The following is a 21,121-nucleotide window of genomic DNA, read 5'->3' as shown; positions in this document are numbered from 1 at the left end:
GTAAAGTCCCTTTCGCTAAGTCAATTCAATTAGAGATGAAGCGTCAGATAAGGCCGCTATGTTTTTCATTCGTCCCTTATCAAAAGGACGAATATGGCCCCATATAGCAAATCATAATTTCCAGAAAGTTTTCCTTGATTTAGCAATTCACTCCCCACATCTGAAACAAGGGCCTTAAACACTACCGTTTTATGGTCATAACACGGTATTAAAATTTTTCTATCCCAATTTTCCAACCTCAACCTACTCACTTGCATTTTTTATCATATGCCATTGTCAGATTGTTCATTCATCTAATAAAAAAGATTTTGCTGTGAACGTCCTCTTATCCCTAACAAAAAAATGGACGAGAGCAAGAAAAACTCACTCACGTCCATTCGCGGTGGATGATTTAGTTGGCCACCCCACCATTTGACAAAGAGCCAAAAAAAGGGACTGCTGCCGCTCAGCAATCCCTTATCGGTCATACAAAAATATTCAATTAATGAAAAACAGCGCAAGCGGTCTTCAAGAAAGGCAGATGTTTGCCAATCCCCGTCCGCGACGGTTGAATCCAGCGGAGATCATACGGTTCAAAGACGACTTTACGGTAAGCTTCAAGATCAAGGGGCGTCCCATCCCAGTCAGAATGAATGGCACCATTCTGCTTGATCAGGATGTCATAGAGGATATCGTAATTCTTTCCGTCTTTTTCATCCCGTTCAATGACCGTGCTGTATGGCAGGGTCTTGTGGTAGGTCAATTCCATCCCTTGATAATCGAAATGAAAACCGCAGCGCATACGGCAGCCGTCCAGGCCGGTATACTCGGCGATATTTTTTAAGTCGTGAAGGATCTGATCATTTTCTTCTTCGTACAAGTTTTCCGGCGTCGTTTCCGTATAGTCAAAACGGAACTGAATCGACGCGCCTTCGAGTTTAATAAACCGTTCCAAATACGGTTTTATCTGATCGACGGGGTACTTCTTATACAGGACGCAGTTAATGCGGAAAGGAACGGCCAATCGCGTCAGAAGCTGATCATTCGATTCTTCTACATAATGCTGCATATGACGAGAAACGTTGATGCACGTAATTTTATGACGATTCCGCTGAGTAAAAGCGACGATATCGTCTTCCGTCTGTGTTTCAAAAACCGGAAGGGTGGTGTTGATATATACCTTATGTGTCACGGGAATGCAGTCCAGCATGCGCTGCAGTGATTCCATATCAGCAAAAGGTTCTCCTCCTGTAAAAACAAAATCACAAGAAGGCGTAATGCTGTCCATCAAGCGAATACTCCGGCAGATGGCTTCTTCCGAAAAGCCGGTCATGTCTTCATATTCAGCCTTATTGATACAAAAAGGACAATGATTATGGCAATTGTAAGGCACAAAAATGGTAACAGTAGCGCCCCCATTGCGCGTTTTATATGGGTAGGCCACACGTGGCACTGTCGTTGCAGCCATACTGATTGTAGTTTGCATTCTTTTTCGCCTCGAATCATGGATAAGATCCCAAGCTGTTCCCACACTGCTGCAATTGAAAAGGAAAGATTTTTTCATTTCACAACAGACAATCTTGTGACCCGAATGTAGTATCCATGCCTATTGTACCATAAAAGTCTATTTCTGCAAATGCATGTAGTATATTCCCGTTTCGCATGATTTTTATACCAAACAATTCACATCGAAGAACATTTTACATTTGCGCAAGAGAAACGACTCCGTCCTCAGTCCAAGGCCTGGCTGATATCACCGGCCGTCTTGACCACAGCCTGAATCGTGGTCTCCCGATTCGCATCTGCCACTCGTTCGGCCGGTCCGGAAACACTGATGGCCGCGATGATGCGACCGCTGCGAAAGATGGGTGCCGCCACACAGGCCATGCCGAGCTCGACTTCCTCCCGTTCGATGGCATAGCCGCGATTGCGGATTTCGTCCAATGCCGGCAAGAGTTCTTTCCAGTCAGTAACGGTATATTCTGTAAATTTTTTCAAGGTACAGCCCGTATAAGCCTTTCGGTAGTCCTCTGAAAAGGCCAGCAAACACTTGCCCGATGCCGAGCAGTAGGCCGGGCGGACGGCGCCGATAGGCGGTGCCGTATCGATGGTCCTGGGAGACTTAATCTTTTCCAAGATGATGTGCTGCGGATAGGAGGCGCCATTATGGGCAAAGGTCGTGATATGAACGCCTTCATTGCATTGCAGGGACAAGGCCTTGGCATACGGATAGGCCACTTTATGAAATTTATCCTTTTCGCGAAACAACATTCCCAAGGCGTACGCCTGCAGTCCAAGCCAGTACTTGCCCGTTTCTTCATCCTTTTGAATAAATCCGCGGTGTTCCAGCGTCTCCAGCGTACGGCTTACCGTACTTTTATGGAGTTCCATGACTTTGCTGATACGCGTTACACTGAGGGGCCGCTCTTCCTTTAAAAAGAGCTGTAAAACGGCCAAGGCCCGGTCAATGGATTCAATCATAAGCGCTCCCCCGATCCGGCATCATCACGACGCCAAGAATAATAATCTCATTATATGGGATGCACACATAATGTCAAGAAAAAAAGCCTTCAGAAGAAATATCAGTGGCTGACAGCTTCACTTGCAACTTGCTGCAGCCGATTGTGTTCATAAAGGCACTGCGACAATCTCCGAATCAAGACATCGCATTCCAAATTGCAGCTCCAGCTCTTGGGGATAGCCTTATCGCCAAAGATGGTCCCCATAATGTTCCCGCAGATAGCCCCGCAGGTATCGCTGTCGCCGTCCTGGTTGCAGGCCATGAGGACCGCTTCTTTCAAGGTTCCCGTCTTGAGTACGCAGTAAATGGACAAAGCTAAAGCCTCATCGGCTTTTTTCCCGAGACCTATTTTCTTCATAGACCGGACGGGGTTACGGTCGGTAACCGCTTCATCAATAGATCGCAGGAGCAATTTCAAAAGACGCGTCCCCTCCGGCTCACGCTGCAGAATATGGAGGGCCCCGCCGAGAGTCGTACTAATATCCTTGCCCACTGCCAAAGAAGCGATGATGGCGCTTATCGTTGCCGTCGACAGAAATGCTTTGGGATTGCCGTGTGTCAGACTGGCAGCCTGAGAGCCGACAAAAAAGGCCTTCTCCGGATCGCCTTCATAAAAGAGCCCGATAGGAGCTGCCCGCATGACCGTACTGTTGCCGCTGCTGTGATTGATGGTTTCATCACGGGACAATTTTTTCCCTGACGCCAAGGCCGTCAAACAAGTTTTCCCGGGAGAGCGGCGGGCAAATAAAGCCTGTTCCCCCATCATGTCGTATTCCAGTGCGACTTCATGGGACTGGCGATTCATCCATTTTTCCTGTTCCGGGCGGATGATGCGCTCCGTCTGCGTATAGTACCAGCGCATATAAGAGCGGTACAAACCTTCCGTCGGTTCCAGTCCGTCGTGGTCGGCCCACAGCATCCCGTCTGCCGTAAATAAGGACAACTGTGTATCGTCGGAAATGATACTCTTATTGCCGTTCTTAGCCGACTTTAAAACGGTGCGCAGCCCATAAGGTCCGTACTTCTTATGAATCGTCTTTAAATCGTCTTTGCCAATGACAAAGCCCAAGGCATCACCGACAGCACCGCCCAACATACAACCCATAAATCGATTCAATCCATTCATGCAGCTCACTGCTGCTAAAAACACAGAATACAGGAGAGCTTTTGTCCTATAACAAGATGTTCGCAACGAAGGCAGATGTATCCTCCATATGCCGTTGTTTCCCCCGAAGTGAAAAGACTTGCCAATCCTTACACGGACGCGGTCTTCCGATCTATGTCTGCAGAGGCAGCAGCAGTTGTCCCACCTTTCTCAATTTATAAAGTCACACGCAGCTCAAGGGCCTCTGCCTATGCTTGAACTTTGCTCCATATGGAATAAAAAAAGTTGCTCCGATGTTCCATATGCCGTGCCAATAACGCTGCCCTCTGTAGAGAGGACCCCGTCCATTACCCGTTCTACTCACAATCTTTACAACTTCATATAAATAGTATATAATTATAAATTTATACTTACATTATACAGGTTCTGAGAGAATTTTGCAAATAAAAAGGATGACCAACACAAAAATTTTGGTCATCCTTTTGTCTTTTATTGTAAAAAATTATTTACCGGCCATGGAGAGGTTATTCATTCCCTCAAGCCCATCGACAGCCTTCTTGATTCTCCCTGCCAATCCCTTCATCTTGCTTTCGGCAATGGAACAAATGCCCAGGCGCACGCCTTCGGCTAAAGGAACAGCAAAGATAAGATTCTCTTGAAGGGCCTGACAAAGGGCAGTCGATTGATCCGTCGGAACGGAAATGAAGAAGCCGCCTTGATAGGGAACGTGCTGCAGACCGCAGCGTCGGGCTTCCTCAACGAAGATGGCTCCGCGGCGGTGAAGCTTATCGGCAAAAGCCAGGCGTTCGGCATCGAGGCGGGCTTTCAGTGATTGATCGCCTCGTATTTCCGTCAGCAGTGTCATGGCCGCCCGGTTGACATTGGACCAGGCTGTCCTGGCTGAATACTTTCCGAGGTCGGCAAATTCATCGATAACAGCCTTGCTGGACGACACGCCGATAAGGGCTCCGGCCCGCTGACCGTACAGCGTATAGCCTTTCGACATGCTGAAAGCAAACATCGAAAAAATATGGGCCGGGAGGTTCGAGAACTGCTGCATAAAGGAGCGAACTTTATTCTTTTCACCGGCATAGGCAATGTAGGCGATATCAACGAGCAGACTCAGCCGTTTTCCGCTCTTTTCATGGAAGCGACAGACGTCGAGAACCTGATTCCATTCTTCGTCGGATAAGGCAAAGCCCGTCGGGTTATTAGCCGGCGTGTTGAGAATGATCAGCAGCGAGTCTTGTTGTTCAAAGGCCTGTGATACAGCTTCTGAAAAAGCAGAAATATTAAAATGCCCTTCTGAATCAATCATGGAAAAAGGCCGGAGCCGACGGCCGATTTCCTGGCACAAGGCATCATAAATATTCCAGCGCCAGTTCGTCGTAAGGACGACGTCACCCACTTCAGAATAGTTGGCGATAGCAATGTGAATCGCTCCGGTACCGCCGGCCGTTGCCACGGCATCGGCATACCCTTGCGGACGGCAGTCTTCAAAGGCTTCGTCAATGGCCCCTTGACGATAAGACTCTAAGCCCAAAGGCGGCGCATAGGTGATAAAATCGCGCATTGGCAAGGCGCGGTAGATTTCTTCTACGACGGGCAGACAGGCCAGTTTCTCATCATCACCGGCATAACAGCCGATAGCTGCATTCACGACGCGCTCTGCCCCATACCGAGCGGCCGCTTCCCGGGCGGCGGCACTGGCGGAAAATACGACGTCGCGCAAAACCTTTCCTTCTCTACTTGCTGCTGCCATAATCGTCATAGTAAAAACCCCTCTCTCTATCCATTACCCCTTTAGCACATCTAAAGGTTCCAACGCTCTGCATTATAGCACCGGAAGGGCTATTTTTATATAGAAAAGGGCGCAAAATACTGTATACACATGAAGTATATTGTATACAGTATCTCTAAGGACCGACAAGGGCTTTTTTCTGACCGTCATCGGCATAAAAATCGGCTTCCTTGATTCCCTTCACCGCCAAGAGCTCACTGATGATTTCCGGCGCATCCACATGGGACAGGGCCGTCAATTCCAACTCTATTTCCGAAAGGGGAGCCTCATCGTCACTGTAATTGTGGAACTTTTTAATATGGAGCTGATGGTCGCTGACAAAATGGGACAGTCTCCGGGCTTGGCCGATATTGTTTTTCATGACGACATGCATGATGTATTTTTTCCGGAACTGCCCTTCCAGTCGGGCATCTAAGCGGACGAAGACGGTCAGGACCAAAAAGATAAGCGCCGTCGCCACAATCGCTACCACCAGATATCCGGCACCGACGACAAGGCCGATAGCCGATACGGCCCAAATGCCGGCTGCCGTTGTAAGCCCGCGGACACTGCGTTCTTTCTGATTCGCTAAAATCGTCCCGGCACCGATAAAGCCGACACCCGATACGACCTGGGCGGCAATACGCCCGGGATCGGCATTGCGGTAACCGAACTCAAAAAAATACTCCATGGCGACATTGATTGAAATAATCATACACAGACAAGAACCGACGCACACCAGCGTATGGGTTCGAAGCCCGGCCGACTTACTTTGGGACTGCCGTTCATAACCGATGATGGCCCCCAGGATAAGGGAGATTACCAAGCGGATAATGCTGTCTTCTGTAGAAATCATAAGTACTTCACTTCTTTCAAAACATTATTTTTATCTGTCAATACCTCATAACTATGGTATGATGAGTCCATAGAAACATAAATATTGTCATCCTGCCCTTCATTCATCATAGAATGAGGCCTTACGCCGATGGCATCAAACCAAAAGGATGTGACTCGCTCCGGAATCAGGGCAAAGTCACCCTGATCGGATACGGATGACAGTAAAGAAGTCACCGAGCGTCAGCACAGGCTTCTTCCAACAGTGTATCATATCTAGGTTCCTTCGTCAGGCCTATTCCAAATCCGAAAAGAAAGTTATTTTCAGAATATTTTTTACATCCGTTAAGAAAACGTTATAATATCACTATAGTATATAGAAGCAGTTTGAAACAAGCGCTTCGTTTTTACTGCCGAGAAGAAAGAAGGTCTGAACTATGAATCGACTCATTTATTTCGATAACCTGCGCAGCTTATCGATTATATTGACCCTGGCTGCCCTATTGCTGCCATTGGGAACCGTCTTTTATGAAGGAAGTACGACCATTGCCATTGCCGTCATCTTTTTTATCAGTGCCTATTTCGGAGCCTCAAAACTTCGGATACGTACGATTACATTCTTTCTCAAAGATCGATGGCACCGCTTGGGCCTGCCCCTCATCGTACTGGTTCTCTTTGGTATTGAAGAAAAAATAGTGACCGGCACCCTCCCTATCGTCTCTTGGGCCTTGGCCTGGCTGCTGTTGTTATTTGCCTTATTGAGCCTGGTAAAACGGGGCGCTCACAGTTTCCTGCAGCAGCGAAAGCTCGCGCCTCCTTCCATTCCTTTTCTGACGTTGTTTTTTCTCTTATTAGCAGCGGCCTTATACGGCTGTCGACTCTTCCTGCCGCAGTCGCTGATCATTCCCTTCATCGCTGTCATCCGGCCCGACTGGCTGATTCTGTCTACATTTTCCTTTATCATGGGACTTCAGGCCTTTCGCAGCCGCTGGTTTACAGCCAATGGCTACCAGCCTTCACTGGGAATATTCATCGCCTTTATCGTCATCCTGATTGGCAATAGTCTGATGCTGAACGGTACGCTCCCGGCAAATCCCTGGATGACAGCCTTCTTGTCCGCCGCCCTTCCCATGACAGCCATTTTGGGACTGACAGCCTTCTTTCATCGGTATTTCAACGGCCATCGCCCGTGGTCGCATACCCTTCATCGACTGGGATACGGCTTGTTCTTCATCAGCGAACCGATTATCCTTCATACAGCCTGGTTTCTCCATCCCCTGGCGGCTGCCTCGTGGTTGAAAACCTTATTGACCGTCCTCATCCTGGTCGTTTACAGTTATCTCCTTTGCCGATACGCACTGCTCCACCTATCATGCTTTAAAAGCAAGGGTTAATTCGCATAATTACTAGCCCGCACAGACCATCTATGCTATTATATATCGTAAAGTTTATTTTTTTAGTCACCCTAAGGAGAGTGCCTCATTGGATACGCTATTACAACTCATGGAATCGTATGGCTATATCGCCCTTTTCGTCGCTATGGTCTTAGAAAATGCCAACATCCCCATCCCCAGTGAAGTCGTACTGGGTTTCGCCGGGTTTCTCATTTCTCAGCAAATATTTTCTTTTTGGACGACCTTCATCGTCGCCTGTCTGGCCGGCCTCGTCGGCTCTGTCTTAAGCTACTGGCTCGGCTCGTACGGCGGCCGTCCCCTGCTCTTAAAATACGGCAAGTACATCTTCTTTAACGAGCACAAATTCCAAATGGCAGAAAACATGTTCAATAAGTACGGCGGTGCTGCCGTCCTCATTTGCCGCTGCCTGCCCGGCGTCCGGACCTTTATCTCGTTCCCGGCCGGTATCGCTCGTTATCCCTTCTGGAAATTCACGATTTTCACCATCATCGGCACCATCCCCTGGACGCTGCTCCTCGTATGGGCCGGCTCGCTCCTCGGCAGTCATTGGCGCGATCTCATCCAGTACAACCACATCTTCCTCATCGTCATCGCCGTCGTCTGCGTCATCGCAGCGGTCGTCTATTTCTGGCATAAGCGCCGCCGGAGAAATGCCGCATGAAACAATGGCTATATGACAATCGCTACGGCCTTATCGTCGCCTTGGTGGCAGCAATCATTTTGCTGCCATTTTTAGGTGCGGTACCTCTCATGGATCCGGATGAACCCGTATATGGGGAAACGGCCAGAGAAATGCTGGCTGCCGGAGACTGGCTCTCGCCCCGCATATTCGGCAATTATTGGTATGATAAGCCGCCTTTCTTTTACTGGCTGGAAATGATTTCATACAGCCTATTCGGAGCTACGGACTTCGCCTCCCGTCTGCCCAGCGCCCTGGCCGCCATGGCAACGACGATCTACGTCTATGCTGCCGGTCGCGACATTTTCAATAAGCCCATTGCCGCCTTATCGGCACTGCTCCTGGTAACAAGCTTCGGTTTCATGTATATCGGCAAGGCTGCCGTCACCGACATGACCCTGATCCTGACCTTGACCGTCGCCATGATGTCCTTTTACCGGAAAAAGTATTATACAGCTTATCTCTTCTGCGGCCTGTCGCTGTTGGTCAAGGGCCCGGTAGGATACGCCTTTCCGGCCCTCATCATGCTGATTTATATCGCCTGGACCCGGCAATGGACGCTGCTCAAAGAAATGAAGATTCCCCAGGGCATTCTCTTAGCCTTTGCCGTCGGCCTGCCTTGGTACGTCCTCATGTACAAGGTTCACGGTGAAGTCTTCTTAGACACCTTCATCGGCTATCACAACCTCACCCGCTTTGCCGCCCCGGAACACCCCGGTCAGAACAGCCTGGTTTTCTTTATTCCGGTCTTATTGGCCGCTATGATGCCTTGGACGGTCTATCTCGTCCCGGCCCTTCGGCGGCTGTTTAAAAAGAGGGACCCCTTTCGCGACGCGCTCCAATTCTGTTTCGTATGGGCCGGGTTCATCTTCCTCTTTTTCTCCTTTTCAAAGACTCAGCTCGTCACCTATATCGCTCCCATGTTTCCGCCGACGGCGTATCTCATCGGCTGGTATTGGTATCGGTCTTATATTGAACGCACCTTTCCCCGTGCCCTTCTGGCCGCCTCCTATGTCCTGGGCCTCTTGCTGCTCGCCTGCAACGCTCTTCCCTTAAGCCCCGGCGCTGAATTCTTCCGCCCGGCCATCGTCTGGGTATCGATTGGCCTTGCCGCCGCCCTCTTTCTGCCGACGTACTTTTTATGGCACCGACGCTTTCGAGCATCCTTTATTGTCGCCACAGTCACCATGATCTGCTTCTCCTGGGGCATTTTCGGACACGTAATCCCCCAACTCAAAAGCTATGTCACGTCTTATGATACAGCCCAAATCCTGCCTGACGTCTACGACGGCCACTCCCAATTATACGTTGAAAAATTTCTCCGCCCGGGCATTACATACTACAGCGGGATGTACGGGGAAGAATGGGACCCTGTAAAAAATCCGGAACTGGAATCCCTGCTTACGCAGAACGATAAGATTTTCCTCATCATGACTAAAGCGACCTTCCATAAGCTGGCCCGCTCAAAACCGTTGATCGACCACTTCGGCATTGCCGGAGAAACGCCGTCACAAGTCATCCTCATCAATCATCCTTAGGAGGTACTCATGAAACAGTCATCCCTGCTCACGCTCGTCTTTGCAGCAACCTTTCTGTTTCTGGCTGCCGGGATATCGACACTGGCCGTCACCGACCCGGTCGAATCCAATTACGCCCTGACAGCCCTCGAGATGGTCCGCAGCGGCAACTGGATTTCGCCGCAGATTTACGGCACCTATTGGTACGACAAGCCTATTTTTCTCTACTGGCTCCTGAGCCTGTCCTACAGCATCTTCGGAGCCACTGACTTTGCGTCCCGCCTGCCGGCCGTCCTGTTCGGGGCCATGTCCTGCACACTGGGCGCCTGGTTCGCCCTGCGGCAAACCGGGCGGACGGCAACGGCCCTTCTCTTTTCAGCCATGACGGCGACGTCCCTGATATTTTGGCTCATCAGCCGATCCGTCATCACCGATCAGCCGCTCTATTTCTTTAGCGGAGCCACCTTATTTTTTGCGTATATCGGCCTGACAGAAGCCAAAAAGAACTACGTGATCGCCGCCTACGTCATGGCTGCCGGCGCGGTTCTCACCAAGGGTCCTGTCGGTCTCGTCCTGCCCGGTTTATTTCTCCTGATTTTTGCTCTTGTTCAGCAAAAGGCAGCCTACGCCAAGCGTCTCTTCCCACCGGTCGGCATCATCCTCTTCCTACTGCTCTGTCTGAGCTGGTACGGTTCGATGTACAGTATACACGGAAAGGATTTCATCGACGGTTTCTTGGGCTTTAACAACGTCACACGGGCCACCGTATCGGAACATCCGGAATACGACGTCTGGTACTATTATCTGGTTCTCGTCCCGGTCAGTCTCCTGCCCTGGACCGGCCCCTGCCTGTACGGCCTATGGAAGCGCCGCCGTCATGACGATACCTACGTTTTCATGGCCCTTTGGGCTGTCGGAACGATTTTATGCTACAGCCTCGCGGCCACGAAATACCCGACCTATGCCTATATCGCCAATTGGCCTTTACTCTATCTCGGGGCTTGGGCCATCGATTCTTTCCACGAAAGAGACAGTCATCGTCTGTGGCTCACGGTCATCATTCCGACTCTGCTTTTCGGTCTGCTGTTTGCCTCCTTGACCTTCTTTACCGATAAAGCTCCTTTCCCCGTCGACAGCCTCACGATACTGACCGTCTTCATCGCCGTCATGGCCGTCCTGATTCTCATCGCCTGGTGGCAGAAGGCTTACATCGCCCTGCCGATTTTCATCACGGCGCTGACAGCCGTCACCTACCTTATGGTAACCTTCCAGGTTTTGACCCCCTTTTATCAGTACCGTTCAGCGAAAAACTTGATTACGGCAAACATCTCGGGGCAGGCCTACTTCTTTGAAGAATACCGGACCTCTTATCCTTATTACACAGGGAAAACAGCTATCTGGACAGCGCCGGCATCATACGATGAAAATGCCCGTCTTAAGCGCGATGAAGTCTGGTCTAAAAAGCATCTCTACCCGACAGAAGAAGAAGCTTCGGTCATCAACCGCCTGAAAACCCATCAGGCCCTGACCATCATCGTTCCCAAGAGCCGCTACCGAGATTATCTGGCATCGGACTTCTTCCCCTTGACTCATGAAACGGGCCAAGTCGGCTCGTACTATATCTTTACGCCGGCACCATAGCCAAAAAGGAGTATCATGAAAAATCTTATCCAGTCACTTTGCGCTTACCATGAACCGGACGTCTTCAACCCCTGGTCAGACTACGACGAACAGTGCGACATCGGTCCGGAAGCGCCGGATATCCGCTGCCGTCAGCTTCAGGATTACTTGGAACCCCGCCTGAACCGCGCCCGCATTTTGCTCATTGCCGAAGCTGCCGGTTACCAGGGCTGCCGCTTTACGGGAATCCCCATCACCTGTGAACGGATGCTCCTCGATGAGCATAAACAGATATCCTCAGCCTTAATCCTCGGCCGTCGCGGCGAGCGCACGAGCCGTCCGGACTGCACTTTCATGACCAGTCGACCTCAGCAGGAAAAGGGCATGAACGAGCCGACCGACACCTATGTTTGGGGCGCCATCGTCGACAACGGGATTGATCCCCAGGATGTGCTGCTGTGGAACATCTTCCCCTTCCATCCTCATAAAAAGTCGCCCTTCTCCAACCGCACACCGAGCGATGCCGAACTGGCGGCCGGTCTTTCTTATGCCAAAGCCTTGCTCAACCTCTGCCGGCCCGACATCCGCGTCGCCGCCATTGGACGAAAATCGGCCGAGACCTTAGAAGGCGCCGGCATTACAGCCGAAACGATGCGTCACCCAGCTAATGGCGGAGCCTCATTATTCAGACAACAGTTTTCACGTTTTTCCCGATAATTCTTTTTAAAATAATATTTAATTCGATTTTTACATTAAAATTATCGGTATTTTTGTTCATACATTCAAAAAAGTCATTGCATCGCCCCTATAAATCGTCTATAATCATAAGTGCACCACAGTATCCACGAGCCCTCTCTCATACAGTGACGGCTCGTTTTTATATACGCAAAGGGGGACTTGGCTATGAATAAGAAAATGCGTGATCTGCCAGAGCCGCAAGGCCTGTATGATCCGTCATACGAACACGATGCCTGCGGCATCGGCATCGTTGCCAATATAAAAGGGATAAAATCATACAGCATCATTGACGACGCTCTTACGATTTTAGAAAATCTCCGCCATCGCGGCGCCGAAGGGGCCGATGCCAACAGCGGTGACGGCGCCGGTATCTTAGTTCAGATACCGCACCAATTCTTCTGCCGCGAATGTGACGTCCTCGGCTTTTCGTTGCCCGACGAGGGCGACTATGGCGTCGGCATGATTTTTGCACATCGTTATAAAACATTTCGTAAGGAACAAATGGATGCCTTTGAAGACATCGTCCGTGCCGAAGGCCTTTCTATCCTCGGTTGGCGCGACGTCCCTGTCGACGAAAGCCTGATCGGCAATATCGCCAAAAAAACGTGTCCCCATTTTCTGCAAGTCTTTATTCGCAAAGACCCGGCCATGAAGACCCAGATGGACTTCGAACGGAAACTATACGTCATCCGAAAATTAGCCGAAAAAGCCATCGTTCCCAAAAGTCAGGAACAGGGAACGGATTTCTATATCGCCAGCCTGTCGTCGAAGACCATCGTCTATAAAGGCATGCTGACATCGGTGCAGCTGCGCCACTTCTTCCTCGATTTGTCGGACCTGGACTTCATCACATCCATGGCCCTCATCCACTCGCGCTTCAGCACCAATACCTTCCCCAGCTGGGCCAGAGCTCATCCGAACCGCTATATCGTCCACAACGGAGAAATCAACACGATTCAGGGAAACATCAACTGGCTCAATGCCCGCGAAGGTAAATCGAAGTCGGCCTTCTTCCCGGATTTGGAAAAGGTATTTCCCGTCGTCGATGACACGGGCAGCGATTCTTCCATGTTCGATAACTGCCTGGAATACCTCTACATGACCGGCCATTCCCTGCCCCACGCCATGATGATGATGATTCCGGAACCGTGGGAACGGGATCCCTTGATGAGCCCCGAAAAACGCGACTTCTACCGCTACCACAACTTCATGCTCGAACCCTGGGACGGACCGGCAGCCATCGGCTTCTGCGACGGCACGGTCATCGGCGGCATGCTCGACCGAAACGGCCTGCGGCCGGGGCGCTACTATGTCACCCGCGATGATCGGGTTATCGTCAGTTCTGAAGTCGGCGTCGTCACGGTCCCACCGGAAGACATCCTTTATAAAGGGCGCCTCGAACCGGGTAAGATGCTCCTCGTCGATACGAAAAAACAACGCATCATCGGCGACGATGAAATAAAGCACGAAATCGCATCCGAACATCCTTACGCCGACTGGTACAAAGAACATATCACCGACCTCGACGACCTCATGGATACACAATCGCTTCCTCACAGTGAAGCCATCATCCCTTACGATTTAAAGGAACAGGAAAAAGTATTCGGCTATACTCAAGAAGACATGGACAAGGTCATCCTGCCCATGGCCCGCGACGGACACCATGCCATCGACTCCATGGGTGTCGACGTTCCCCTGGCCGTCCTGAACGACAGGCCCCAACTCTTATATGACTATTTTAAAGAAAATTTCGCCCAAGTCACCAATCCGGCCATCGACGGCGTCCGCGAAAAGACGGTCATGTCGTCATCGATCATGGTCGGCAACGTAGCCAATATCATGGAGCCCAATGAAGCCTCGACGGCAGCGTTGTACTTAAAGACGCCCATTCTGACCAATGAACAGCTGGCCGTCATCAAGTCGCTCATGACGCCCAAGCTCCACACAGCCACCTTATCCATGCTCTATCCCGTAAACAATGGGGCTGAAGGCATGGAAACAGCCATCGAATCGCTATGTATCGACGCCTTGAAGGCCATCAAAAACGGGGCCAATATTCTGGTCCTATCGGACCGAGGCATCAACTCCCGCATGGCCGCCATTCCGGCCCTCTTGGCGTCGGCAGCTTTGCACCACTACCTCATCGACAAAGCCGTCCGTTCCGACGTCGGACTCGTCCTGGAATCGGGAGAACCGCGGGAAGTCCATCACTTCTGCACCCTCATCGGCTATGGCATTACGGCCATCAATCCTTACATCGCCTTAGAATCGATTAAAGAACTGATTGCCGGCAAAAAGCTGCCCCGCCTCGATTATGAACAAGCTCGGCAAAACTATATCGACGCCTCTGTAAAAGGCATCTTAGCCGTCATGTCTAAGATGGGGATTTCAACCATCCACAGCTATCACGGCGCCCAGATTTTTGAAGCCGTCGGCATCAGCCGCGACCTCATCGACAAGTATTTCTGCAACACCCCGTCGCCCATCGAAGGCCTGGGAATTTCCGAAATCGCAGCCGAAAACGCCTTGCGCCATAAAGAAGCCTACCACTCGGGGGATGCCTTAGACCGCGGTGATTTCTACCAATACCACAAAGGCGGCCAGCCCCATATCATCGACCCGGAAACGGTACAGCTTTTGCAGAAAGCCGTCCAGACCAATGACTATGCCACGTATAAAAAGTACGCCGCTCATGTCAACAGAGAGACGATTTTCCGCCTGCGCGATCTCCTCGAATTTGAATATCCTGCCGGCTGCAGCATCCCTATCGAAGAAGTCGAATCGGCCGATTCCATCGTCAAGCGCTTCCGCACCGGCGCCATGAGTTACGGCGCCCTCAGCAAAGAAGCCCACGAATGCATCGCCACGGCTATGAACCGCCTCGGCAGCATGAGCAATACCGGCGAAGGCGGCGAAGATGCCGCCCGCTTCCATACCGAAAAGAATGACGGCATCAAGCAGGTCGCTTCGGCCCGATTCGGCGTCACCAGCGACTACCTCATCCATGCCGACGAGCTCCAGATCAAATGCTCCCAAGGGGCAAAACCGGGGGAAGGCGGCCATCTGCCGGGAAATAAAGTCTACCCGGACATCGCCAAAACTCGTCACGCCACGACGGGCGTCGCCCTCATTTCACCACCGCCTCATCACGACATCTACTCCATTGAAGACTTGGCCGAACTCATCTTCGATTTGAAGAATGCCAATCGCCATGCGTCCATCGGCGTAAAACTGACGTCCGGCGCCGGCATCGGCACCATTTCTGCCGGCGTCGTCAAGGCCAAGGCCGATTCCATCGTCGTCAGCGGCTATGATGGCGGTACCGGAGCCTCACCGCGGACGAGCCTGCGCCATGCCGGCCTGCCCTGGGAAATCGGTTTGGCCGAAGTCCAGCAGACCCTCCTCCTCAACAGTCTGCGAGATCGTGTCACCTTAGAAGTAGACGGAAAGCTCCTCACCGGCCGCGACGTCGCCATTGCCGCCTTATTCGGCGCCGAACGCTTCGGCTTCGGCACGGCTCCTTTACTTGCCATCGGCTGCCACATGCTTCGCGTCTGCCACCTCAACACCTGCCCGTACGGCGTCTGCACACAAGACGAAAAACTGCGCAAACGCTTTAAGGGCAAACCGGAATACATCATCAACTTCATGCATTTCGTCGCCGAAGACCTCCGGGAAATCATGGCCCGCCTAGGCTTCCACACCGTCGAAGAAATGATTGGCCGCTACGACTGCTTAAAACAGCGGGATCATATAAGCCACTGGAAGGCCCGGACCGTCAATTTAAAGAACCTCCTGTACCGGCCGTATACGGATGTTTCTGTCGGCCACCACTTCATGACGCCTCAGGATCACAAAATCAACACGACCCTCGATATGTCCAAACTGGTCCGCATGTGCCGACCGGCCCTGGAACAGCAGAAGCATATCCGGGCCCGCCTGCGCATCAAGAATACGGACCGCGTCACGGGGACCATCCTCGGCAGTGAAATCACCAAAGCCTACGGCGAAAAAGGCCTTCCAGAAGATACGATTGCCTTGTCCTTCGTCGGCTCTGCCGGCCAGAGCTTCGGCGCCTTCATTCCCCACGGCTTGACCCTGACCCTCGAAGGCGATGCCAACGACTACCTGGGTAAGGGACTCTCCGGCGGGAAAATCATCGTATCGCCGCCGCGGGAATCGGTATTCCCGGCAGAAGACAACATCATCATCGGCAACGTCGCCTTTTATGGAGCGACCGCTGGTGAAGCCTACATCAACGGCACGGCCGGCGAACGGTTCTGCGTCCGCAACAGCGGCATCGACGCCGTCGTCGAAGGCGTCGGCAACCACGGCTGTGAATATATGACCGGAGGCCGGGTCCTCATCCTCGGTCAGACGGGACACAACTTTGCAGCCGGCATGTCCGGCGGCATCGCCTATATCTACGACTTAGACCCGCAAAAGTGCAACACCGACTTAGTAAAACTGGAACCACTGGCCGATGAATCCGAAAAAGAAGCCGTCAAGATGATGCTTGAAAAACACGTCCGCTACACGGACAGCAACTTAGGCCATATTCTCCTGGAAAATTGGGACGACACGGTAAATCACTTGACCAAAGTCATTCCCGAAGCCTATGAAGAAATGGTTTCCCTCATCGAAAAGGCCAAGGCCGACGGCCATTCCGACGAAGAAGCCCATATGATTGCCTTTGAAAAGAAACATGGGAAAAATGGCAAGAAATAAGAAAAAAGAGCTGCCTCAGCAGCTCTTTTTTCTATGCCCATATGCACCTCCCTTGCGGGAATCGGACTCCCCTTGCCCCGCTATTAGCTCTCGTGTATACTTAAAGGATAATATACACGGCAAAGGAGGTCTTAGCATGACCAAAACGCAGCATGGTATCATAGCTTGTGTCATCGGAGCAGTGACGTGGGGCGTTAACGGCGTCGCCAGTCAGTTTTTGCTCTCCAATTATCCCGTAGAACCCTCATGGGTAGCATCGATTCGCATGGCTCTGGCCGGCCTTCTCCTAACGTTCATGGTCATACCGAAAAAAAGCCATTTAATTCGACAGATGCTGCATGACCCGATCAGTCTGCGGCATTTGGTCATTTTTGCGATTTTCGGTCTCACCCTAAGCCAATTTTCCTATTTATCAGCCATAAAAAATTCCAACGCCGGCACGGCGACGGTCCTGCAGACCCTCTGCGTCGTCTTTATGTCCTTCTACTTAGCCGTTCGCTTCCATAAGCGGCCGACGACGAGAGAAATCATCTCGGTCTTCCTGGCCTTTGGCGGCGTCTACTTATCAGCAACCCAGGGCAACCCGTCGACGATGGTCCTCTCGCCCCTTGGCCTGACCTGGGGCCTCATGGGCGCCGTCGCCGGTGTCGCCTATCCCGTTTTATCTCAAGGCCTGGCCGCCCACTGGGGTGCCCTCATCACCAACGGCCTGGGCATGATTACCGGCAGTATCGTCTTAGGCCTGTCGACACAGGTTTGGACCCACTGGCCGGCCCTCGACGCTATGGGCTGGTTTGCCGTAGCCTTCATTGTCATCGTCGGGACGGCCATTTCCTTTACGGCCTTTGTCACCGGCATCAGTGAAATCGGCCCCATGAAGGCTACCTTAATAGGAACCTTGGAACCGGTCATCGCTTCGGTGACCTCAGCCCTCGTCCTGGGAACGACCTTCCATCCCGTCGAACTCGTCGGCTACGCCTGCATCATCGCAACGGTATTCATCATCATCCTGCAGAAAAAAACGCCGGCTGAGTCTATTTCGTAATACGTATTTTTCGTGTATAATAGACCATGTATTGATAATCTATCTGCTTTCTTTTGAAAGGTGTGATTTATATGATCATTGACGACGCCGGCGGCCTCGTTTTTCGTCCGCCCAGTGAAGCCCGCAGCTTTATCCTGCGCGTAACCATCGGCTGTTCCCATAATACCTGTCGTTTCTGCAATATGTATAAAGCCTCGAAATTCCGCATCCGTCCCCTCGAAGAAATCGAAGGGATCATCGAACGCGGTGCTGAAGCCCTGCCTTTTATTCGGCGCATCTTCCTGGCTGACGGCGATGCCTTGGTACTGCCCACAGATACCTTAGTCGCCATCATGAAAAAATGCTACGAAAAGTTCCCCAAGCTCACCCGTATCGGCGCCTATGCGACGCCGGCCGATTTAATCCGCAAGACGCCGGAAGAATTGAAGCGCCTCCGCGAAGCGGGCCTTGCCATCGTATACATGGGTATCGAAAGCGGTGACGACGACGTCCTGACCTATGTCGACAAGGGAACGACGGCAGACCTTACCATCGAAGCCGGCAAAAAAGCCTTAGCCGCCGGCATGAAGCTGTCGACGATGATTCTCCTCGGCCTCGGCGGTCAGGAACGGACAAAAGAGCATGCCCTCCATACGGCCAAAGTCGTCTCGGCCATCAACCCGACCATGCTCAGCGCCTTGTCCCTCATCATTCCCCATGAAGTCCCCCTCTACGACGATGTCGTCAGCGGTAAATTCACGCCCCTTACGGCCCGGGGATTCCTCAAAGAATTGGACATGATCCTGCGCCATACGGAAATGACCAATCCCTGTATCTTCCGCAGCAATCACGTATCGAACCTCTTCCCCGTCGGCGGCACCCTGCCCATGGACAAAGACAAGATGTTGGCCGCCTTGGAACAATATATTCCACAAGCCGACGATACGCGTCCCCTCTTAAACGATAACGGCAATTTCTAATCTGACGGGAGGTGCCTTCATGAAAAAAATATTTCTCCTTCTCCTGTTCTTCCTGCTGACCCTTACGGTCGTCAATGCCGACAACGTTCGCTTCGACAATATGCGTACCGTCGTCATCGCCGATACGACGCAGGACAATTACGCAGCCCGATATATGAAACGGGCCTTGATACAGCCTTTCCGCATCCCCTATTGGGACCGCATCGAATCGTCAGCCATCCTGTCTCCTTCGGACGTAACTGAAGAAAATCTGCGGGCAATTTCCAGTCAGTATAACGCCGATGTCGTCCTGGTCCCGGTCGTACAGACCTGGTACTGGCGTCAGTTCATGGGAAGCTATCGCTTCCGCGACGGCGGCGAAACGTATACCGAATACCGCTACCGTCTGACAGTCTATGCCTACGACAAGCGCACCGACCGCATGAGCAGCTATTCCGACAGCGGCTACGACATCGAATCGACGTCGATTCTAAACAATCCCGACGACGTCCTCTATCCGGCCATGACCCGGATCTTACGAAAGCTCCCGTATAAACGCATTCCGACGGACCTCGAAACGACGGGAAATACCATTCCGGGCCTACAGACCAAGACGACGGAAGGCGGGGCAACCATCCTGACCAACGCCTTCCCCCAAGCCATTTGAAATCGGTTCCATCGTACTCGATTCATTTCAATCACCACTCCTTATCATCGGAGTGGTGATTTTTTCATGCCAAAAAGATACCCGCCTTTAACCAAGAAAAAGAGACCATCGCAAAAATACGACAGCCTCCTTGTAACTAATGATTTCCCGGTACGGCATCCATGACGGCCTGCGCCTTGATGGCCTCACGTTGTTTCTGTTCCCGAGCTTCCATATGACGGGCAAAGATTCCCGCCAAGATAGATCCCGTTACTTGATGGATGGCGGCTCCGACAGCAGCCGGAATGGCGACAGCCGGGGCAAAGAATACCGATACTAAGGAAATGGCCAGGGCATCGTTTTGCATTCCGACTTCCAAAGTAACGGAATGCTGCTGCTTTTTCCCGAGTCCCAATTTACCCGTAACGACATAACCTAAGAGGAAACCGCCGAGGTTATGGAGGAGAACCATGAGGATGATGAAGATGCCCATATCTAAAATCTTAGCACCATTGATAGCGATGACGCCGCCGACGATGACCAAAACGCCAAAGGCTGAAACAAGGACCAATACCTTCGATAAAGAAGCGATATGCTTTTCCCCCATGAGACGATGAGCCAAAAGACCTAAAACCAGGGGAACTAAGATAACTTTCATAACCGTCATGGCCATGGCGGCAAAGGAGACTTCAACCCACTGACCAGCAAGACCCCAAACGATAAAAGGCATCATGATCGGCGCCAACAAGGTCGAGCAGGTCGTAATGGAAACGGACAAGGGAACGTCAGCTTTCGCTAAGAACCCCATGACGTTCGACGCCGTACCACTCGGACAAGACCCGAGGAGAATCATGCCGACGGCGATTTCAGGCGGCATTTCAAAGGCCAGGACCAGGCCATACGCCAAGAGGGGCATGATCGTATAATGAGCGGTACAACCGACGAGAACTTCCTTCGGCCGCTGGAGGATCAATTTAAAGTCGCTGGCATGAAGGGTCATGCCCATGCCGAACATGATGACCCCCAAGAGGAGGACCGTATGCGGCACGGCCCATAAAAAGGCACCGGGCATAAAGTAAGCTGCCACAACGACGACGAGGACGATATAGGTCAAATTCTTTCCAACAAAACCGCTTAACTTTCCGATGAAATCCATCATAGTAAGGCACATCCTTTCACATTACACTAAATAAGATACAAATACGCAAACGGTTTTGATGGAGCAAAAAAAAGACTTTGCCTCTAAAAAGAGACAAAGCCTTCACTCTGCGGTACCACTCTTATTGTCATAACGACCACTTTTCCAGCATCTCCGGAGTTCCCCTTCCAATGCCTGGCCGGATAACGGTTGCCTGCCGGCTGCGTCTACTGGCAAATCTGCGTTCGGGCAGCAGCTCCTGGATGACTTCACGCCGGGATTCCATCCTGCCTCTCAGCCTATAGCAGGTCTCTGTCATGAAATCCCTAACATTACTACTTCCATTCAACACTGTTCTGTATTTGTTGGTGATAATTATACATCCGTCTATTTTAATAGTCAATAGATTATCCGCCTTTTTTCTAATTATTTTAAGCT

At 51.5% G+C, this 21,121-nt stretch carries 15 protein-coding genes and 1 other annotated feature; of the genes, 9 read left to right on the top strand and 6 right to left on the bottom strand.

Features of this window, described 5'->3' with window-relative positions:
• Positions 1 to 481: 481 nt before the first annotated feature.
• The 5 genes from TX77_RS12170 to TX77_RS12150 form a co-directional block, all read right to left on the bottom strand.
• Positions 482 to 1,465, bottom strand: a complete 984-nt coding sequence (locus TX77_RS12170) for a 4Fe-4S cluster-binding domain-containing protein (RefSeq protein WP_195891193.1) — start codon at positions 1,463 to 1,465, stop codon at positions 482 to 484.
• Between the two features lie 245 nt (positions 1,466 to 1,710).
• On the bottom strand, positions 1,711 to 2,460 hold the full coding sequence (locus tag TX77_RS12165; protein WP_044505353.1) for an IclR family transcriptional regulator: 750 nt from the start codon (positions 2,458 to 2,460) through the stop codon (positions 1,711 to 1,713).
• Positions 2,461 to 2,561: 101 nt separating this feature from the next.
• Positions 2,562 to 3,605 carry an ADP-ribosylglycohydrolase family protein gene (locus tag TX77_RS12160; RefSeq protein ID WP_230198146.1) on the bottom strand — a complete coding sequence of 348 codons (1,044 nt, stop codon included), beginning with the start codon at positions 3,603 to 3,605 and terminating at the stop codon, positions 2,562 to 2,564.
• 502 nt (positions 3,606 to 4,107) lie between these two features.
• Entirely contained in the window at positions 4,108 to 5,376 is a 1,269-nt protein-coding gene (locus TX77_RS12155; RefSeq protein ID WP_044505351.1) for a pyridoxal phosphate-dependent aminotransferase, read from the bottom strand.
• Positions 5,377 to 5,521: 145 nt separating this feature from the next.
• The gene (locus TX77_RS12150) at positions 5,522 to 6,241 is read right to left on the bottom strand and encodes an MgtC/SapB family protein (RefSeq protein WP_044505350.1); all 720 of its coding nucleotides are present in this window, start codon (positions 6,239 to 6,241) and stop codon (positions 5,522 to 5,524) included.
• Between the two features lie 415 nt (positions 6,242 to 6,656).
• Here TX77_RS12150 and TX77_RS12145 point away from each other — a divergent pair, with 415 nt between their 5' ends.
• The 9 genes from TX77_RS12145 to TX77_RS12105 all read left to right on the top strand — a co-directional run bounded on the left by TX77_RS12145 (position 6,657) and on the right by TX77_RS12105 (position 19,566).
• Positions 6,657 to 7,613, top strand: a complete 957-nt coding sequence (locus TX77_RS12145) for a hypothetical protein (RefSeq protein ID WP_044505349.1) — start codon at positions 6,657 to 6,659, stop codon at positions 7,611 to 7,613.
• A gap of 88 nt (positions 7,614 to 7,701) precedes the next feature.
• Positions 7,702 to 8,295 carry a DedA family protein gene (locus TX77_RS12140; protein ID WP_044505348.1) on the top strand — a complete coding sequence of 198 codons (594 nt, stop codon included), beginning with the start codon at positions 7,702 to 7,704 and terminating at the stop codon, positions 8,293 to 8,295.
• A complete protein-coding gene (locus TX77_RS12135; protein ID WP_044505347.1) occupies positions 8,292 to 9,851 on the top strand; it encodes an ArnT family glycosyltransferase in 1,560 nt (519 codons plus the stop codon). The genes TX77_RS12140 and TX77_RS12135 overlap by 4 nt, the downstream gene beginning before the upstream one ends.
• Positions 9,852 to 9,860: 9 nt before the next feature.
• Positions 9,861 to 11,471 (top strand): ArnT family glycosyltransferase, encoded by a 1,611-nt coding sequence (locus tag TX77_RS12130; protein WP_044505346.1) that lies wholly within the window; start codon positions 9,861 to 9,863, stop codon positions 11,469 to 11,471.
• A 15-nt stretch (positions 11,472 to 11,486) separates the two neighbouring features.
• Positions 11,487 to 12,167, top strand: coding sequence for a uracil-DNA glycosylase (locus TX77_RS12125; RefSeq protein ID WP_044505345.1), 681 nt, complete (start codon positions 11,487 to 11,489; stop codon positions 12,165 to 12,167).
• Between the two features lie 186 nt (positions 12,168 to 12,353).
• On the top strand, positions 12,354 to 16,916 hold the full coding sequence (gene gltB / locus TX77_RS12120) for a glutamate synthase large subunit (protein ID WP_044505344.1): 4,563 nt from the start codon (positions 12,354 to 12,356) through the stop codon (positions 16,914 to 16,916).
• Positions 16,917 to 17,052: 136 nt separating this feature from the next.
• Positions 17,053 to 17,961, top strand: coding sequence for a DMT family transporter (locus tag TX77_RS12115; protein WP_044505343.1), 909 nt, complete (start codon positions 17,053 to 17,055; stop codon positions 17,959 to 17,961).
• Between the two features lie 71 nt (positions 17,962 to 18,032).
• Positions 18,033 to 18,920: a radical SAM protein gene (locus TX77_RS12110; protein WP_044505342.1), complete on the top strand. Its 888-nt coding sequence runs from the start codon at positions 18,033 to 18,035 to the stop codon at positions 18,918 to 18,920.
• A gap of 19 nt (positions 18,921 to 18,939) precedes the next feature.
• Positions 18,940 to 19,566, top strand: a complete 627-nt coding sequence (locus TX77_RS12105) for a hypothetical protein (protein ID WP_044505341.1) — start codon at positions 18,940 to 18,942, stop codon at positions 19,564 to 19,566.
• 136 nt (positions 19,567 to 19,702) lie between these two features.
• Here TX77_RS12105 and TX77_RS12100 read toward each other — a convergent pair whose 3' ends face one another.
• A complete protein-coding gene (locus tag TX77_RS12100; RefSeq protein ID WP_049917375.1) occupies positions 19,703 to 20,704 on the bottom strand; it encodes a bile acid:sodium symporter family protein in 1,002 nt (333 codons plus the stop codon).
• An 86-nt stretch (positions 20,705 to 20,790) separates the two neighbouring features.
• Positions 20,791 to 21,041: a binding site (T-box leader), on the bottom strand.
• Positions 21,042 to 21,121: the final 80 nt, after the last annotated feature.

Origin of the sequence: Megasphaera massiliensis (assembly GCF_000455225.1) — a bacterium.
GTDB classification, from domain to species: Bacteria; Bacillota; Negativicutes; order Veillonellales; family Megasphaeraceae; genus Megasphaera; species Megasphaera massiliensis.
Note: the sequence above shows the minus strand (reverse complement) of the source record. Positions and strands in the feature narration are given on the sequence as shown.

What these genes read in the sequence shown, in the direction of transcription:
- TX77_RS12160 (WP_230198146.1), bottom strand. Translation starts at nt 3,605, where the DNA reads ATGGGTTGTATGTTGGGCGGTGCTGTCGGTGATGCCTTGGGCTTTGTC.
- TX77_RS12170 (WP_195891193.1), bottom strand. Translation starts at nt 1,465, where the DNA reads ATGCAAACTACAATCAGTATGGCTGCAACGACAGTGCCACGTGTGGCC.
- TX77_RS12110 (WP_044505342.1), top strand. Translation starts at nt 18,033, where the DNA reads ATGATCATTGACGACGCCGGCGGCCTCGTTTTTCGTCCGCCCAGTGAA.
- TX77_RS12130 (WP_044505346.1), top strand. Translation starts at nt 9,861, where the DNA reads ATGAAACAGTCATCCCTGCTCACGCTCGTCTTTGCAGCAACCTTTCTG.
- TX77_RS12115 (WP_044505343.1), top strand. Translation starts at nt 17,053, where the DNA reads ATGACCAAAACGCAGCATGGTATCATAGCTTGTGTCATCGGAGCAGTG.
- TX77_RS12165 (WP_044505353.1), bottom strand. Translation starts at nt 2,460, where the DNA reads ATGATTGAATCCATTGACCGGGCCTTGGCCGTTTTACAGCTCTTTTTA.
- TX77_RS12100 (WP_049917375.1), bottom strand. Translation starts at nt 20,704, where the DNA reads ATGATGGATTTCATCGGAAAGTTAAGCGGTTTTGTTGGAAAGAATTTG.
- TX77_RS12155 (WP_044505351.1), bottom strand. Translation starts at nt 5,376, where the DNA reads ATGACGATTATGGCAGCAGCAAGTAGAGAAGGAAAGGTTTTGCGCGAC.
- TX77_RS12125 (WP_044505345.1), top strand. Translation starts at nt 11,487, where the DNA reads ATGAAAAATCTTATCCAGTCACTTTGCGCTTACCATGAACCGGACGTC.
- TX77_RS12150 (WP_044505350.1), bottom strand. Translation starts at nt 6,241, where the DNA reads ATGATTTCTACAGAAGACAGCATTATCCGCTTGGTAATCTCCCTTATC.
- gltB (WP_044505344.1), top strand. Translation starts at nt 12,354, where the DNA reads ATGAATAAGAAAATGCGTGATCTGCCAGAGCCGCAAGGCCTGTATGAT.
- TX77_RS12145 (WP_044505349.1), top strand. Translation starts at nt 6,657, where the DNA reads ATGAATCGACTCATTTATTTCGATAACCTGCGCAGCTTATCGATTATA.
- TX77_RS12135 (WP_044505347.1), top strand. Translation starts at nt 8,292, where the DNA reads ATGAAACAATGGCTATATGACAATCGCTACGGCCTTATCGTCGCCTTG.
- TX77_RS12105 (WP_044505341.1), top strand. Translation starts at nt 18,940, where the DNA reads ATGAAAAAAATATTTCTCCTTCTCCTGTTCTTCCTGCTGACCCTTACG.